This is a genomic window from Xenorhabdus griffiniae, assembly GCF_001028135.1.
GTDB classification, from domain to species: Bacteria; Pseudomonadota; Gammaproteobacteria; order Enterobacterales; family Enterobacteriaceae; genus Xenorhabdus; species Xenorhabdus bakwenae.
This window is the reverse complement of the sequence record NZ_LDNM01000013.1, coordinates 1-16,094: the sequence shown is the minus strand read 5'-3', so window position 1 is coordinate 16,094 and position 16,094 is coordinate 1. Positions and strand designations below refer to the sequence as shown.

Genomic DNA, 16,094 nt, shown 5'->3' with positions numbered 1-16,094 from the left:
GTGAGCTTAAAAAGTTCCGCTCTTAAACCTGAATATAAAATAACCAGTCAAAAATTATTCTTTTCGCTTCTGGATATTGATAGCTTATATATTAAGATAATTTATTTTTTTAGATAAGAAATAATACCTGTTTTTCAATACTATTGTGTGATGCAAGGAAATAAAACCCCCGCCATTAAGCGTGCGACAGGTTAGCAGCAACTATCCAATGACACCAGTATTGTTAGAGAGTTTGGAACTGGACGTACCAGATGAGTTGGAATAATTGTGGGATATTAATATTAGATTGTATGTCAATTTAATCGTTTTATTTTATTGAATGAAATTTACAACGGTTAGGTAACTTTTTGAAAAAATTAATCATTTTCAAATAAAAACTATTGATAATGATAATTAATTCAAGGCGAAAACATTAGCTAAATATATCAAATAAACAGAAAACCCCGCTGCTGCAAATGCAACAACGGGGTTTTTCAGGCAATGATTTATTTAATCACTTGAATAAGTTTTAGCTCAACATTTAAGCTAAAAACTAAAACATTAGTGCTCAAACATCGCAGAGATTGACTCTTCATTACTGATACGGCGGATAGCTTCAGCAAGCATGCCAGACAGTGTCAAAGTGCGAACTTTGTTCAACGCCTTAATCTCATCAGACAGAGGAATGGTGTCACAGACCACAAATTCATCGATCACTGAGTTCTTGATGTTTTCCACTGCATTGCCAGAGAAAATAGGGTGGGTTGCATAAGCAAATACCCGTTTCGCTCCGCGCTCTTTCAATGCCTCAGCTGCTTTGCACAGTGTGCCACCTGTATCGATCATGTCATCAACCAGAACGCAATCACGGCCAGCAACGTCACCAATAATATGCATGACCTGAGAAACGTTTGCTCGTGGGCGACGTTTATCGATGATAGCCATATCTGTATCATTCAGTAGCTTGGCAATCGCACGGGCGCGAACAACACCGCCGATATCTGGGGAGACAACTATGGGGTTTTCCAGCTCTTTCTGGAGCATATCTTCCAGAAGAATTGGGCTACCAAATACATTATCAACTGGAACATCAAAGAAACCTTGGATCTGCTCGGCGTGTAGGTCAACAGTGAGAACACGGTCTACACCAACGCTGGACAGAAAATCAGCAACAACTTTTGCAGTGATAGGTACACGTGCCGAACGGACACGGCGATCCTGACGGGCATAACCGAAGTAAGGAATAACAGCGGTAATACGACCAGCAGAAGCACGACGTAGCGCATCGACCATAACAACTAATTCCATCAGGTTATCATTGGTCGGTGCACAGGTGGACTGAATGATGAAAACATCACCACCACGTACATTTTCATTGATTTGAACACTGACTTCACCGTCGCTGAAACGACCGACAGCAGCGTCTCCCAGATTAGTGTACAGGCGGTTGGCAACACGTTGTGCTAGTTCAGGTGTGGCATTACCAGCAAAAAGCTTCATATCGGGCACGAGAAAAACCTCAGGCTTGCGTCCAGAGAGATATTGTTGACCAATCAAACAAACTCATTGGTTCAATAACACGGGTATCCCAGAGCGGAATGTATGCAATGGCGAAATGTTAACGCCACGCGCAACAAAACCCTGCATCCACTCTGGAGTTTCATTTAACACCTTACGGGCCGATGCTTCTGATTCGAACTCGCCGAAAACACATGCACCGGTTCCGGTCAGGCGTGACGGTGCGTATTCTAACAGCCATAAAAGAAGCTGTTCAACCTCACGAAAACGTTTTCTTGCGATTGGTTCACAATCATTGGCAAATGGTGCCTGTAATAATGCGGGTAGAGAGCGAATCGGAGAATTTCTTTTTAATTCAGGATCTGTGAAGATTGTCGGAGTTGATATTTCAATTCCAGGGTGGGCAACCAAAAACCATTTTTCTTCCGGTGAAGCAGGCTGGAGTTTTTCTCCAATACCTTCGGCAAAAGCGGCATGGCCTTTGACAAATACGGGAACGTCTGCCCCAAGGCAGACGCCAAGCTGTGCCAATTCATCATCGGGCAGATTGGCTTGCCAATGGTAATTCAGGGCAATCAATATCGTTGCAGCATTGGAAGAGCCGCCGCCTAAACCTCCGCCCATCGGCAGGCATTTATCAACGCAGATATCGGCGCCCAAATGTTCGGTGACAGATTGCCCGGTGCCGAATTGAGTGTTTGCATGGTGATGCTGTAATGTGCGTTTTTGTAATAGATGGTTCTGCAATAATCGGGCTGCCCGTACGATCAGGTTGTCATCATGGGCTACACCCGCAACCGGCGTCAGTAAGCGGATTTGATTATCTTGGCGCGGTGAAATGGTGATTTCATCGCCATAATCTAAAAATTGAAACAGTGTTTGCAGTTCGTGGTAGCCGTCAGGCCGCTGCCCGGTAATATACAAAAATAAATTCAATTTTGCCGGAGAAGGCCAGGTTAACGTCATTATTGAATTGTCCAGTTATCCATCTTTAATTTTATGCGGTTGTTTCCTTGCGTCAGCTCCAGTCGGGTGGGTAAGGCTGGCGTGATCGAGGTATCGTATCCTTGATAATTCACTCGCCAAACTTCACCATCATTTTTGTCACTAACGGATTTAAGCAGGTAATTGGCATCCAACTGAAAAACGTTAGCGCTACCAGGCAGTCCGATGATCCAGCTCCGTAGATTATCCAGAGGAATATTCATATTGGTCAGTTGGTAAATTAAAGATTCGGGTTTATCACTGAGATATTTTTTACCATTATTATCCGTGACCTGAATCATATTCGGTTTAACGAATAATTCCAACTCTGTTGTACCCAGGGGATTGAGCAGCAATAATTTATAATTGTCAGGCGAATATTGTTGCCAGAAAAATCGGGCGTACACTTTTTTTTCATCTGCCAGATAAGCGAAAGAACCTCGGGTTTGGTAATGCCCTAATTTTTGCAATTGCTGTTCACGGGCGTGCCATTGTGGTGTATCCGCTGATCCCGTGCCCATAGGGGGTTGCGTGACGGTACAGGCAGTCAGTAAAACGCCGGAGAGAGGAAGTAAGCGAAAAAAAACAGACATTTTCATACGGTAACCCTTGGTAGTAAGAGAGCGTGGTATTTTATCGGTTATAAATATGGCAATATTTATATAACAACTTAAAGTATGCTCCCCAAGCCTATAATCATATAACGTAATTTAGCGAAAGTTCGCTGAGAATTCTCAAATAAAATTACCGCATAATCACCTGATTGACTTTTATTGCACTGATGCATCAAGTAGAATGCTCGACCAATGAGAGTCCTTATGAAGGGTGTGAGTTTATGAGAATAATTATCGATATCATCATAACCTTGCCTCCTATGATAACTCAATGCAGTTAAGATGACTTTATTAGCACTCGGTATTAACCATAAAACCGCGCCTGTTTCTTTACGTGAGCGGGTGGCCTTTTCTCCTGACACGATAGGATTAGCGCTTGATGACTTGCTCCAGCAACCGATGGTGCGAGGCGGCGTTGTGCTGTCCACCTGCAACCGTACAGAGCTTTACCTCAGTGTTGAACAACAGGGTAATTTTGAAGAACAGCTGATTAATTGGCTATGCCGATATCATCAACTTAACCCTGATGATTTGACAGGAAGCCTCTACTGGTATTCAGACAATGCGGCCGTCAGCCATTTAATGCGGGTTGCGAGTGGCCTGGATTCCCTTGTATTGGGGGAACCGCAGATTTTGGGACAGGTGAAAAAGGCTTTCGCTGAGTCGCAAAATTATCAATCTCTGTCGAGTGAACTGGAACGTTTATTCCAAAAATCTTTCTCGGTGGCGAAGCGGATCAGAACAGAAACAGAAATTGGCGCCAATGCCGTTTCCGTAGCATTTGCGGCCTGTACACTTGCACGGCAAATTTTCGAATCCCTTTCCCAATTGAATATCCTGCTGGTGGGCGCGGGGGAAACGATCGAACTGGTTGCCCGTCATCTAAAAGAGCATGGTGTGAATCACATGATGATCGCCAACCGGACAAAAGAACGGGCACAGATGCTTGCCAGTGAAGTCAATGCAGAAGTCATTTCCCTGCCAGATATCGATACCCGATTGGCTGAAGCGGATATTGTTATTAGCTCCACCGCCAGCCCCTTGCCGATCATCGGCAAAGGCATGGTCGAAAGGGCGTTGAAATTACGTCGTAACCAACCCATGTTGCTGATTGACATTGCCGTTCCTCGTGATATTGAACCGGATGTGGAAAAATTGAGTGATGTTTATCTGTACAGTGTGGATGATTTACAGGCTATCATTCAGCAAAATCTTGCCCAACGTAAAGCTGCGGCAGTGGTTGCGGAAGGGATTGTGCAACAAGAAAGCAGCTATTTCATGGATTGGTTGCGTTCTCAAGGCGCGGTTAATACAATTCGCGAATATCGAGAACAGGCAGAGAAAATCAGGGCTGAGATGACGGCAAAGGCATTGATGTCCATACGGCAGGGTGCTGATGCCGAACAGATCATTAACCAATTGACCCACCAATTGACGAATCGTCTGATCCATACACCGACTAAATCTCTCCAACAGGCTGCCAGTGATGGCGATTTGGAACGCCTGAATCTATTACGGGACAGCCTCGGGCTGGATCATAACTAACCTAACCCTATTCTAAATAAGGTCTGATATTACGAATGAAGCCTTCTATTGTCGCTAAATTGGAAGCACTACAAGAACGCCATGAAGAAGTTTTGGCTCACCTCGGTGATGCAGAAGTCATTTCTGATCAAGAACGTTTTCGCGCGTTATCAAAGGAATATGCCCAGCTGACCGATGTGACTAACTGTTTTAAAGCCTGGAAAAGCGTTCAGGATGATATTGGAACAGCTGAAATGATGCTTGATGATCCCGAAATGCGGGAAATGGCACAGGAAGAACTCAAAAGCGCAAAAATTCGTAATGAAGAGCTGGAACAGCAACTGCAACTGCTGTTATTGCCGAAAGATCCGGATGATGAGCGCAACTGTTTCCTTGAAGTCCGTGCCGGAACCGGTGGTGATGAAGCGGCGATATTTGCTGGCGATTTATTCCGTATGTATAGCCGTTATGCAGAATCCCGTCGTTGGAAAGTGGAGCTTATGAGTGCTAATGAGGGTGAGCATGGTGGATATAAGGAAGTGATTGCCAAAATTTCGGGCGAGCAAGTTTATGGTCACCTGAAATTTGAGTCTGGTGGTCATCGTGTTCAGCGGGTGCCGGAAACAGAGTCACAGGGGCGTATTCACACTTCTGCGTGTACCGTGGCTGTTCTGCCAGAAATTCCAGAAGCAGAATTACCGGAAATCAATCCGGGCGACCTGAAAATTGACACTTTTCGTTCTTCCGGTGCGGGTGGACAGCACGTCAACACCACGGATTCTGCAATTCGAATTACCCACTTACCAACGGGAATTGTCGTCGAGTGCCAAGATGAGCGCTCCCAGCATAAGAACAAAGCAAAAGCAATGTCGGTGCTTGGTGCGCGTATTCGTGCCGCTGAGATGCGGAAGCGTCAAGAAGCTGAAGCTTGCGAACGGCGTAATTTGCTCGGCTCCGGTGACCGTTCAGATCGCAACCGTACCTATAACTTCCCACAAGGGCGGGTTACTGATCACCGTATCAACCTGACGTTATACCGTCTTGAGGAAGTGATGGAAGGCAAACTGGATATGCTTATCCAGCCTATTGTTACTGAATATCAGGCAGACCAACTGTCTGCATTGTCAGAGCAGGATTGATGAATTATCAACACTGGCTCCAGCATGCGGCTGCGCAGTTGATTACAAGTGATAGCCCGAAGCGTGATGCAGAAATCCTGTTGCAACATGTAACAGGGCGTTCCCGTACTTATTTAATTGCATTCAATGAAACGCCTGTTTCCCCAGAGGAAGCGAGCCAGCTTGATATTTTGCTGGCTCGTCGCATTCAGGGAGAGCCGATTGCTTATATTGTGGGGGAGCGTGAATTTTGGTCGCTGTCTCTTACGGTATCACCCGCAACGTTAATCCCACGTCCTGATACGGAATGCCTGGTTGAAAAAGCCTTGGAACTATTGCCTGAATCATCGGCACAGATCCTGGATCTCGGCACGGGAACCGGAGCCATTGCACTGGCGCTGGCAAGTGAGCGGCAGGATTGCGGTGTCACTGGCGTGGATATCAATCCTGATGCAGTCGCATTGGCAAAACATAATGCGGCAAGAAACACGGGAAAATTGCCTGTTCACAATGTGAATTTTCTGCAAAGTGAGTGGTTTTCTGCGGTTGGGGAAAGACAATTTGATATGATTGTCAGTAATCCTCCCTATATTGATGAGCTTGACCCTCATCTGCGCGAAGGAGATGTCAGGTTTGAACCAGCCGCTGCATTGATCGCTGCACAAAATGGTATAGCCGATTTGCAGACAATTATAGAGCAGGCTCGCCACTTCCTGTTACCAAACGGATGGCTATTATTGGAACATGGCTGGAAACAGGGAATCGTTGTCAGAAACCTATTTTTGGAAAAAGGTTATCAACAGATAGCAACTTTTCAGGATTATGGTGGTAACGAACGTATCACGGTAGGTCGATGGAATAAAGATGAAAACCATAGTTAATTATGAATTCAATAATGCTTCCCTGATAGAGGGTATTATTCTGGTAACGCGGGCCATTCGTCCTGATTTCCACCACACAATGGTGACTGAGCAGTTAATTGTATTGATTGAAGAAGCACGCCAAAAACTTTCCTCTATTACTGATGCCAAAGCAAAATTACAAGCACTATTGACACTTTTCTATCGAGAATGGAAATTTGGCGGCGCGAATGGAGTGTATTGTTTATCTGATACCCTGTGGTTGGATAATGTATTGCGTTCACGCCAGGGCGCTCCCGTAACATTGGGAACAATATTTACCCATATTGCTCAGGCGCTGGCATTGCCCGTACAGCCTGTTATATTCCCGACCCAGTTAATCTTGCGACTTGATTTGGCTGATGAGCCGACATGGTTTATTAACCCGATGAATGGCGATACGCTCAACGAACATATCCTTGATGTCTGGTTGAAAGGTAATATTGGCCCGATGATCCGTTTGGAAAATAAGGATTTACAGGAAGCCGATAATAACAGCATTGTGCGAAAAGTTACCGATATTATCAAAATTTCCTTAATGGAAGAGAAAAAGATGGAGTTGGCGTTAAAAGCCAGCGAAATCGTGCTGATGTTCGATCCCGATGATCCATATGAAATCCGCGACCGAGGGTTGATTTATGCGCAGCTCGATTGTAATCACATTGCTGTTTCAGATTTGAGTTATTTCGTGGAGCATTGTCCTGAAGACCCTATCTCAGAAATGATAAAAATGCAGATTAACTCTATTGATCAGAGAACGCTCATCCTCCATTAAAGGCGTTATAAGGCAGCATTTCTTTGCCCTTTATTTATTTTTATAGATACAAATTTATTTGCCCTTAACAAGAGAAGGTATAAACATGCAACAGAAAGTGGTTAATATTGGTGACATCAAGGTCGCAAATGATCTGCCTTTTGTACTGTTTGGTGGTATGAATGTCCTTGAGTCACGGGATTTGGCCATGCGCATTTGTGAACACTATGTGACCGTAACGCAAAAACTGGGCATTCCTTATGTTTTTAAGGCGTCTTTTGATAAGGCTAACCGTTCTTCTATTCATTCCTATCGCGGGCCTGGTTTGGAAGAGGGCCTGAGAATTTTTCAGGATCTGAAACAGATTTTTGGCGTGAAAATCATCACTGATATACATGAACCCGCGCAAGCCCAGCCTGTTGCAGATGTGGTGGATGTTATCCAGCTTCCCGCTTTCCTTGCCCGCCAGACTGATCTGGTTGAAGCGATGGCGAAAACGGGTGCAGTGATCAATGTCAAAAAACCGCAGTTTGTTAGCCCGGGCCAGATGGGGAATATCGTTGACAAATTTCAAGAAGGCGGCAACGATCAGGTAATATTGTGTGACCGTGGCAGTAATTTTGGTTACGACAATCTGGTTGTCGATATGTTGGGCTTTGGTGTCATGAAACAGGCAACCAATGGCTCACCCGTGATTTTTGATGTCACTCACTCATTGCAATGCCGTGATCCCTTTGGTGCAGCTTCCGGGGGGCGTCGTGCGCAAGTGTCAGAACTGGCCCGTGCGGGTATGGCGGTAGGAATTGCCGGTTTGTTCCTTGAAGCCCATCCTGATCCAGAAAATGCAAAATGTGATGGTCCGTCAGCACTGCCGCTGGCAAAACTGGAGCCATTCCTGATGCAGATAAAAGCCATTGATGATGTGGTGAAAAATTTCCCAGAGCTGGATACCAGCAAATAATCATTTGAGCTTTCGAATTTTTTTGAGAATGCGGTTACAGATACTTGACTCTGTAACCGCTGATTTTTTTACGTATTATTTTTAATAAATAATCTCTTGCCAGGAAAATCAATTAATACTGCATATTGATTGAAGAAGTTATTGCCAATGAGTCCATCAGCATTTAACTGATTAAACTCCCCATCAACCAGTAATGAATTCAGTTTTATGGCGTTAGCGCCTGCCTCATCAAGTTGAAATGCCGATACAGTACATTCTTCATTGGCCAGATCTTCTCTTAACGCCCCACAGGGAAGGATAACGGGAGGTGATTGCAGCCTTGTTCTCCAAAAAACCGAAGCTGACGCACCAGTATCCAGGATCATGTTGTAACTCTTGGCGTTTTGTGAAACTTTGACAGCAATGCCTTCTTGCGTGAGCCTCAGCGGTAATTCGTTCCAACCATCAGATATATTGACGCTCAATGCTTGTAAATGGTCAGAAACTGACAATCGTTGTTTTTTGTAATCAATAAGAATAACTTTGTCTTCGAATAAACCAAGGCCTATTACCATCGAAGTGGGAAGTTTCTTTTCTTTACCTAATAAGGTCACTCCCCATGGTTTTAGCGAAACGCCGGTAATATCTTTAAATATCATCCCGTTTATTGAAAGTTTTGGAATGTTAAATTGGTCATTAAAATAAACTTTGCCTGTAACGTCGGTAGAGCGTGCTTTTTCAGGATCTATCTCTAAGCCTGGGATTTCCGACATAAACTCTTTCGTTAAATGGAGGCTTTGAGATGCCCCCGTGTCGAACATTAAATTTTGCTTTTTTCCATCAATTTCGAGATTTGCTATTGGTGTAGAAAATTCATCAAACTGAAAATCTATATGTATGACTTCTTCAGCAGCCATGGAGTCTGTGACAAACCCTGGCGTAACGGAAGAGAAAACAATTAATATAATTGCCGTAAGATGTTTATTGAGTGAAAAAAGCATGAAAATTCTCCCTATCTGCATTCATAGTTATGTCAAATTCGGGGTGAAAAGTGAGTTTATTTTGAGACTGACAAGAAGAATATTAGACCAAAAAAATCATCTAATATTCTTATCCGGAGATTTAGGTTAATTTATTTCTTTCAGCGCGTTGGATAAAGTGGCATAAAAACTCAATTGCCCTTTGATCGGTTCGACTTTGGCGCGTGCCAGCGTTTTCAAGGGCTGGAAGGCGATATCGCACACAACGAGATGTTTCTCTTTTCCCATCTCCCGAACAAACCCTTGAAAGGCATGTAACCCGCCTGCATCCAGAACCGGAACCGCATCCCACTGCATAATAATGGTGTGATAATCGGTTCCTTGTTCTTTCAGCTCAGCAAAAATGCGCTCCGCAGCTGCAAAAAACAGAGGACCATTAACTCGCACAACCAACAAACCCGTATCCTGATTTGTGACAGGAGAAATGCTGATTCGGGTCATATTGGCAATTTTGCGCATAAACAGCAGTGAAGCCAGCACAATGCCTATCGTGATTGCCACTACCATATCAAACAGAACAGTTAATGACATACACAGCAACATCACGATGATATCGTCTTTGGGAGCACGGCGGATGAGATCCACCACCTTATGGGTTTCGCTCATATTCCACGCCACAATCAACAAAATGGCTGACATGGCGGCAAGCGGTAGATAAGAAAGCATTGGGGCAAGAACCAGCAGCGCTAATAATACCAGCAGGGAGTGAACAACAGCGGCAATGGGTGAGGTTGCGCCTGCCCGCACATTGGCGGCTGAACGCGCAATAGCCGCAGTTGCGGTGATCCCGCCAAAGAAAGGGGCGACAATATTACCCATTCCCTGACCGATTAATTCACTGTTGGAATGATGTTTTTTTCCGGACATGCCATCCAAAATAACAGCGCACAACAGGGATTCAATTGCCCCTAACATTGCCATCGAAAATGCAGCGGGCAGTAATGCTGATACTGTATTCCAGTTCATATCAAACGGATGAGTATCAGGTAATTGCCACGGCAGGACAAATTGAGGAAGAATAGGGGGAATACCTTGGCCTTGTGTACCTTCTTCCAGCGTATAGCTAAATGATGAACCAATCGTTGCCACATCGTGGCCTAGCAGATGCATGATCCCCATAATACCCGTACCTGCCATCAAAGCCGGTAAGTGACCCGGTAACTTTAACCCAAGCTTTGGCCAGAAAATCAATACCAGCAGGGTTGTTAAACCAATGAGGGTATCGCTGAGTTGTAATGAAGGAAACGCTTGGGAGAGGGCAATCACCTTATTAATATAATTTTCCGGCACAGGATCTAATTTCAGGCCGAAGAAATTCTGCACTTGCATGGTAGCGATGGTAATAGCAATACCAGAAGTGAATCCAAGCGTAACAGACAATGGAATGTACTCAATCAGTCGGCCTAATCGCGCTAATCCCATGATAAGCAGAATGATGCCTGACATGAGCGTGGCAATGAGCAAGCCACTGAGGCCAAATTGTTGTGATACAGGATAGAGTATCACAACAAAAGCCGCAGTAGGGCCGGAAACGCTATAGCGTGATCCTCCGGTCACAGCAATAATCATGCCGGCAATGGCCGCAGTATACAGGCCGTATTGTGGTGCAACACCACTGCCGATTGCCAGCGCCATCGCCAGTGGGATAGCAATGATTCCCACGGTGATCCCGGCAATCAGGTCTTTAATAAAACGGTGGAAAGAGTAAGTTTCTTTCCAACAAGCGTCAATAAGCGCACTAAATGGACGTATTCCCTTAATTTTACGAGTATTCATTTAATTGAGAACCCAAAAATAAGATAGCAAGTGATGAGCTGATAAAAGTGATATTAGCATATCGCTTTTATCAGCTAAGAAAAGTGTTATATGTCAAAAAGTTAACTAATTTTACTTGTCAGCTTTTGGAAAATGCTCTTTCTCAATCATTGTAGTACGAGTTTTATCGATGGGGAAATTGTATTGAAGTTATTAAAACAGTCAGATAATTGTTGGATTACACTTATATTTGAGCTTTTAAAGTCTAGGTCTAAATGATAAAAATAAAGAGAAGAAAATATAACGTTTAACAAAGAATTATTAGGCTAATTTTTATGAAAAAACAATACCAATGGTTAAAAGTTGTTCCTCTTGTTTTTAGTTCTTTACTCTCGGCGTGTGATGAAGACAATTACAGTTTTAAATTACGTGAAGATGCTTATGCTGAAGCACATAATAAATTCAAAACTCAAATTGTTGATAGCAGTTTTGTTGGTGATGGACAACCGGCCATACCGCCAAAAGATATTTTTTCTTTAATACATTATCCTGCTGAAGATGGGAACATGGCTGCCTTTCTTAGCACACCACCAGTCGATAAGACTAAAAAATATCCGGCGATAATTTGGTTAACAGGAGGATATGGCGGCATTGGTAATGATGACTTTTTCTGGTCTGAGCACTCTGCTGATAATGATCAATCAGCTTCTTAATATTATTAGGCCATTGAACAATCTTATTGTGGAAAAAATATTAAATGATAAGGGAGAAAAAGCAAACATTGAATTTAATGAAAACGACTTTCTAAAGATCCAATATAATCTTCCAGTATCAAACTAATCGGTTAATTTCTACGCCTCTGAGGAGGCGTAGGCGATAATAAATCAATTCTCAATATGGACTTTCTTGGCAATCGATACAGTAAAAATCCCCCAGTTATCTGTTATTTGATACTGTTTTTCAAACCCCGCTGTTTCTACCAATGCGTCTATTTCGCCTTGGGTACGTCGTCGCATGATCCACGGCTGATTTTCGCGATGACTGGAAAGAACGCGGGCGATCATTTCAAGTTGTGGATGCCAAGGTTGTCCGGTATATATCAGATACCCATTTTCGGCGATTGCATCAGCAAGACCACGCAGGGAATTTTTAATTAGCGTATTGTCAGAAAACAGTTCATAAAGACCGGAAACTATGCCCAGAGTTGGTGTGGGGAAAATGGCTGTCATGCTTTCAGTATCAAAAGCGTCACCGATGACAAAACGGATTTTATCGGTAAGATTACGTTCTTCAATATAAGCCTGGCCTTGATTAACATTAATCTCGCTGTAATCCCTTAACAAAATCGAGTCAATTTTGCTGAAATCGTTGATCGCATCAAAAATATAGCGTCCATGTCCGGCCGCGATATCTACAATATGAATCGGTTGGTTTTGTTGATGTAGCTGGTGAATTGCTTGACGGATTAAGGTTTCCATACAGGAAGATTGAGTTCATCAACAACATGCTGAATTCTCCCCGAATGTCCATGGCCTCGGTGAAAAATAATAATCGCTTTTTCTGCCTTATCCTGCTCCTGGGGCCAATAACGATAAAACAGGGAAGCCTGATCTGATGTGGTGAAATCATGTTCTTCGGCAATGCGTTGATTTAATGCTTGCGTTTTTGAAGCTGGTGTTTTTGCCAAGAGTGTCATGTTAATGCCTTATTTGGATTTGAGATTTCTGGTGATATTCTCGTGCCAACATACCATCAATGGCATTGAGTGCCATACGAATGAAAAGAAAAATAGGCAGTAGCCAATAGAAACGGGTAGAAGGAAACAGGCTCAACAATAGGCCAACGACGATTGACAGGAACATCGCACTTAATGTGACCTGGTTGGCAGTGATCCCATATTTTTGTAGACAAATGACGAGAGGGCGTAATAGGTTTTGGAAAAGTGGTTTTAGATGATAGAGGGTCATCTTACCTAAGTCCTTTATAGGCCAAACTGATATCAATAGAATAAATAACAGAAAAGAGTGAACAAATAAAATAGATTTTTTTTTTGGTGATTAATAATTTATTGAGGTAGATGATGTGTTATTGATTTTTATCCATAATTAAATGTTTTAATTATTCAATAACAGAAATTATTACGGAGACATGATGGTTTCTGTTACAAATTTTAGATGAATCAATGGCTTAATTTAAGGATATGATAAATTGTCTAGGACACAACGTTTGTTAACTCTGATGGAAATATTGCGGAGTTATCACTTTCCCGTACAGGGCAAGGTATTGGCGCAAAAGTTGAATATTAGTTTAAGAACTCTCTATCGGGATATTGTGACTTTGCAGGATCAAGGGGCAAATATCGAGGGAGAAGCGGGTATTGGTTATGTTTTACGACCGGGATTTGTTTTACCCCCATTGATGTTAACGCAAAGTGAGATAGAAGCCCTGGCATTAGGGGCTGGTTGGGTGGCTAGACGCGCTGATTCACAATTAAACGCCTCTGCCAATAGTGCAATCAATAAAATTGCCTCAGTTATCCCAACAGAACTCAGACAATATCTTGAAACGAACGCATTATTAATTGGGCCTGCGGCTGCGAAAATTGAACCCTCCGTTGATATTCCGCAAATACGGCAAGCGATCAGTCATCGGCATAAAATCACTTTCACTTATTTAGATCTGAAAAACAATCAATCGACAAGAACAATTTGGCCATTTGCATTGGGATATTTTGAGAATATCAGTATTGTTATTGGCTGGTGTGAATTAAGAAAATCATTTCGCCATTTCAGATCGGATAGAATGAGCCATTTGAAGATAGAACAACAGTGTTATCCCCGTTCAAGGCAGTCTTTACTTAAAGAATGGCGGGAAATGGAAAAAATATCGCGTTAACTACTGACAAAAACTGTCACACGGGTTTGTTACCTTGAAGGTTCTTAATGTACTAGCCCGCTATCTGACTGTTGGAGTTTTTTTATGTTAACCCTCACTTTTTCTACATCGGTAAATGCAAATCCCTCTCATATTTGGTCCCATTATGTCGATTTTGACTTACGAAAAAAATGGGAAGTGGATCTTGAATATTTTGAATTTGAAAGTGAAGTGAAAACAGGACAATACGGCAAAATGGTATTGAGTGGTATGCCGGAAATTCGTTTCTATCTTGCAAATATTGAAATCAATAAAGAATTCACTGATCAGGTCAATCTGCCACAGATGGGAGAGTTAACTTTCTGTCACCAAATTTTGACCGACGAAAGTAACAGGGCAAATGGCATTCAGGTGCGTGTTTCTTTTGAGCCTGAAAAGCATCTTTCTGATTCCCAGGCAGTCAGTTTTTTTAAGCAAGTGACGCAAGACTTGGTAGAAACACTTTCAAGGCTTAAAGCTGTGGTTGAAAAAACCGAGACAAAAACCCCCATTTCTGTTGTTAAACCTAATCTTCAACTGATTTATGTCTCTGATATCGAACGTTCTACGGCCTTTTATTCAACTATTTTTAATGCGGAACCGGTTTTTTCCAGCCCGCGTTATGTCGCATTTACTGTAGGTAAAGAAGCTATTTTTGCTATTTGGAGTGGAGGAACAAAGCCAGACAACACAATGCCACGGTTTTCAGAAATTGGTATTATGTTACCCACTTGCGAAGAGGTTGATCAACTCTTTGAAAAATGGCAACGAAATCCAAATATTGACATTCAGCAGGAACCCTATACTGACGTGTTTGGTCGCACTTTTCTCGCGAAAGATCCCGATGGTCATATGATTCGGGTTTGTCTTTTGGATTAAGGGAAATGAAGATACGTTGGGTGAAAATCTTTCCGACGAGGTATCCAGGCATACCTCAACCCGCTTGGCACACGCGGTAGGCGTATTCTTCTATTCTTTACTATTGGCTACTCCTCAAAATGTCACTGCTTATCCCTATGTTGTGGTTAAAAGTAGAAGGTGATTATTGAGTAAGTTTTTATTTGTCATAAGGTTACTGATAATGTAAATCAAAGTACAATTGGTTTATATTTGATATTGTTTCCATTTGTTACTATTAACCTTGAATGTTATCAGTAACTGATACTGACATAACGATTTTGTCCATATCATATTAAGAATTAACCGTTTAATGATGAATAAGTATGACGAATGGACTATTTAAAATGTAAAGGGCTTAATGCTCAATGTAAGAAGGGTGAGTAATATGTCAATTTTAGCCATTATTAAAGGTACGCCTATCTGGGTTTGGATTTTATTTGTTTTTCTGATTAAACGGGGTATCGATGCGTTATATGACAGAGAAATGCGTATTGATCGACTGTTTTTTATGCCAGTTTTGTTTTTAATATGGGCTGTTTACAGTGTATTAAATGAAACGACATTTCCAAATTCGGCATTCCTGGCGCTTATTGCAGGTATTGTTGTGGGAGGGGGTGTCGGATGGGGCTTATGGCGTAGTCAACCAAGGTTAAGAAAGGGTAATGAAGATGGCTCAATCATTCGTTCAGGAACCCCTTTGAGTTTGAGTCTGATTCTTACTGTTTTTATAGTGAAGTTTATTATTTCTGCCATGATGAGTATTAACTCTAATTTGTTATATTCTTTCAATTTTAATTTGCTGTTCGGTTTTATCTGTGGTCTATCGGATGGTGTCTTTTGGGGAGGAACGCTTAATTTATTTATTCCTTATTATAAAAATAATAAAAAGGAATAAGTTGAATATATTTTATATTTCATTTTAATAAAAATGGCTGTCCGATAGTAACACTCATATGATCGAATAAGGAGAAATAAATCAAGCGCCTAATAGACGTGGTGCCAATGTGATGGTTGATCTTATGGCTGGTGGTATAGGCGATTTTATTGGGTATTGGGAATGAAAAAGAGCCTGAACGGATAGTCAGGCTCTTTTATAGAAAATGGCGGTGAGGGAGGGATTCGAACCCTCGATACGTTTTCACGTATACACACTTTC

Annotated in this window: 15 protein-coding genes and 2 pseudogenes; 9 read left to right on the top strand and 8 right to left on the bottom strand. The window is 42.4% G+C overall.

The annotated features are described in order from the left end of the window. Positions 1-540: 540 nt before the first annotated feature. Genes prs through lolB form a run of 3 tightly spaced genes read right to left on the bottom strand, consistent with a single transcriptional unit; the run spans position 541 to position 3,080 of the window. Complete coding sequence (gene prs, locus AAY47_RS04130) at positions 541-1,488, bottom strand: ribose-phosphate diphosphokinase (protein WP_120211349.1); 948 nt, start codon at positions 1,486-1,488, stop codon at positions 541-543. A 54-nt stretch (positions 1,489-1,542) separates the two neighbouring features. Continuing rightward, positions 1,543-2,463: a 4-(cytidine 5'-diphospho)-2-C-methyl-D-erythritol kinase gene (gene ispE, locus AAY47_RS04125; RefSeq protein ID WP_047767162.1), complete on the bottom strand. Its 921-nt coding sequence runs from the start codon at positions 2,461-2,463 to the stop codon at positions 1,543-1,545. Then, positions 2,463-3,080 (bottom strand): lipoprotein insertase outer membrane protein LolB, encoded by a 618-nt coding sequence (gene lolB, locus AAY47_RS04120; protein WP_047767160.1) that lies wholly within the window; start codon positions 3,078-3,080, stop codon positions 2,463-2,465. Before lolB ends, ispE begins: the two co-directional genes overlap by 1 nt. Positions 3,081-3,377: 297 nt before the next feature. Here lolB and hemA point away from each other — a divergent pair, with 297 nt between their 5' ends. The 5 genes from hemA (at position 3,378) to kdsA (ending at position 8,351) form a co-directional block, all read left to right on the top strand. Further along, positions 3,378-4,640 carry a glutamyl-tRNA reductase gene (gene hemA / locus AAY47_RS04115; protein WP_047767158.1) on the top strand — a complete coding sequence of 421 codons (1,263 nt, stop codon included), beginning with the start codon at positions 3,378-3,380 and terminating at the stop codon, positions 4,638-4,640. 35 nt (positions 4,641-4,675) lie between these two features. Next, the gene (gene prfA, locus AAY47_RS04110; protein ID WP_047767156.1) at positions 4,676-5,758 is read left to right on the top strand and encodes a peptide chain release factor 1; all 1,083 of its coding nucleotides are present in this window, start codon (positions 4,676-4,678) and stop codon (positions 5,756-5,758) included. Continuing rightward, positions 5,758-6,618, top strand: a complete 861-nt coding sequence (prmC, locus tag AAY47_RS04105; protein ID WP_047767154.1) for a peptide chain release factor N(5)-glutamine methyltransferase — start codon at positions 5,758-5,760, stop codon at positions 6,616-6,618. The genes prfA and prmC overlap by 1 nt, the downstream gene beginning before the upstream one ends. Continuing rightward, entirely contained in the window at positions 6,602-7,411 is an 810-nt protein-coding gene (gene sirB1 / locus AAY47_RS04100; protein WP_047767152.1) for an invasion regulator SirB1, read from the top strand. The genes prmC and sirB1 overlap by 17 nt, the downstream gene beginning before the upstream one ends. Before the next feature lie 85 nt (positions 7,412-7,496). Then, a complete protein-coding gene (gene kdsA / locus AAY47_RS04095; protein ID WP_047767151.1) occupies positions 7,497-8,351 on the top strand; it encodes a 3-deoxy-8-phosphooctulonate synthase in 855 nt (284 codons plus the stop codon). A gap of 68 nt (positions 8,352-8,419) precedes the next feature. On the opposite strand, the gene AAY47_RS04090 is transcribed toward kdsA, so the two are convergent. Together AAY47_RS04090 and dauA are read right to left on the bottom strand one after the other, a co-directional pair. Next, positions 8,420-9,331 (bottom strand): aspartyl protease family protein, encoded by a 912-nt coding sequence (locus AAY47_RS04090; protein ID WP_047767149.1) that lies wholly within the window; start codon positions 9,329-9,331, stop codon positions 8,420-8,422. A gap of 126 nt (positions 9,332-9,457) precedes the next feature. Beyond that, the gene (gene dauA, locus AAY47_RS04085; RefSeq protein ID WP_047767147.1) at positions 9,458-11,146 is read right to left on the bottom strand and encodes a C4-dicarboxylic acid transporter DauA; all 1,689 of its coding nucleotides are present in this window, start codon (positions 11,144-11,146) and stop codon (positions 9,458-9,460) included. A gap of 314 nt (positions 11,147-11,460) precedes the next feature. Here dauA and AAY47_RS04080 point away from each other — a divergent pair, with 314 nt between their 5' ends. After that, a complete protein-coding gene (locus AAY47_RS04080) occupies positions 11,461-11,838 on the top strand; it encodes a hypothetical protein (protein ID WP_047767245.1) in 378 nt (125 codons plus the stop codon). A 171-nt stretch (positions 11,839-12,009) separates the two neighbouring features. Here the strand turns inward: AAY47_RS04080 and AAY47_RS04075 are convergent. From AAY47_RS04075 to AAY47_RS04070, 3 genes and pseudogenes are all read right to left on the bottom strand, one after another. Beyond that, positions 12,010-12,603 (bottom strand): annotated as a pseudogene (locus AAY47_RS04075) (class I SAM-dependent methyltransferase family protein); the annotation flags it as partial. Then, positions 12,591-12,821: a hypothetical protein gene (locus tag AAY47_RS19905; RefSeq protein WP_053014203.1), complete on the bottom strand. Its 231-nt coding sequence runs from the start codon at positions 12,819-12,821 to the stop codon at positions 12,591-12,593. The pseudogene AAY47_RS04075 and the gene AAY47_RS19905, both read right to left, overlap by 13 nt. A gap of 16 nt (positions 12,822-12,837) precedes the next feature. Further along, positions 12,838-13,092, bottom strand: a pseudogene (locus AAY47_RS04070) (CDP-alcohol phosphatidyltransferase family protein); the annotation flags it as partial. 241 nt (positions 13,093-13,333) lie between these two features. Here AAY47_RS04070 and AAY47_RS04065 point away from each other — a divergent pair. The 3 genes from AAY47_RS04065 to AAY47_RS04055 all read left to right on the top strand — a co-directional run bounded on the left by AAY47_RS04065 (position 13,334) and on the right by AAY47_RS04055 (position 15,833). Next, positions 13,334-14,020: a helix-turn-helix transcriptional regulator gene (locus AAY47_RS04065; RefSeq protein WP_047767145.1), complete on the top strand. Its 687-nt coding sequence runs from the start codon at positions 13,334-13,336 to the stop codon at positions 14,018-14,020. An 84-nt stretch (positions 14,021-14,104) separates the two neighbouring features. Continuing rightward, the gene (locus AAY47_RS21170) at positions 14,105-14,917 is read left to right on the top strand and encodes a VOC family protein (protein WP_235428283.1); all 813 of its coding nucleotides are present in this window, start codon (positions 14,105-14,107) and stop codon (positions 14,915-14,917) included. Positions 14,918-15,323: 406 nt separating this feature from the next. After that, complete coding sequence (locus tag AAY47_RS04055) at positions 15,324-15,833, top strand: DUF6622 family protein (protein WP_047767143.1); 510 nt, start codon at positions 15,324-15,326, stop codon at positions 15,831-15,833. The last annotated feature ends 261 nt before the right edge of the window (positions 15,834-16,094 follow it).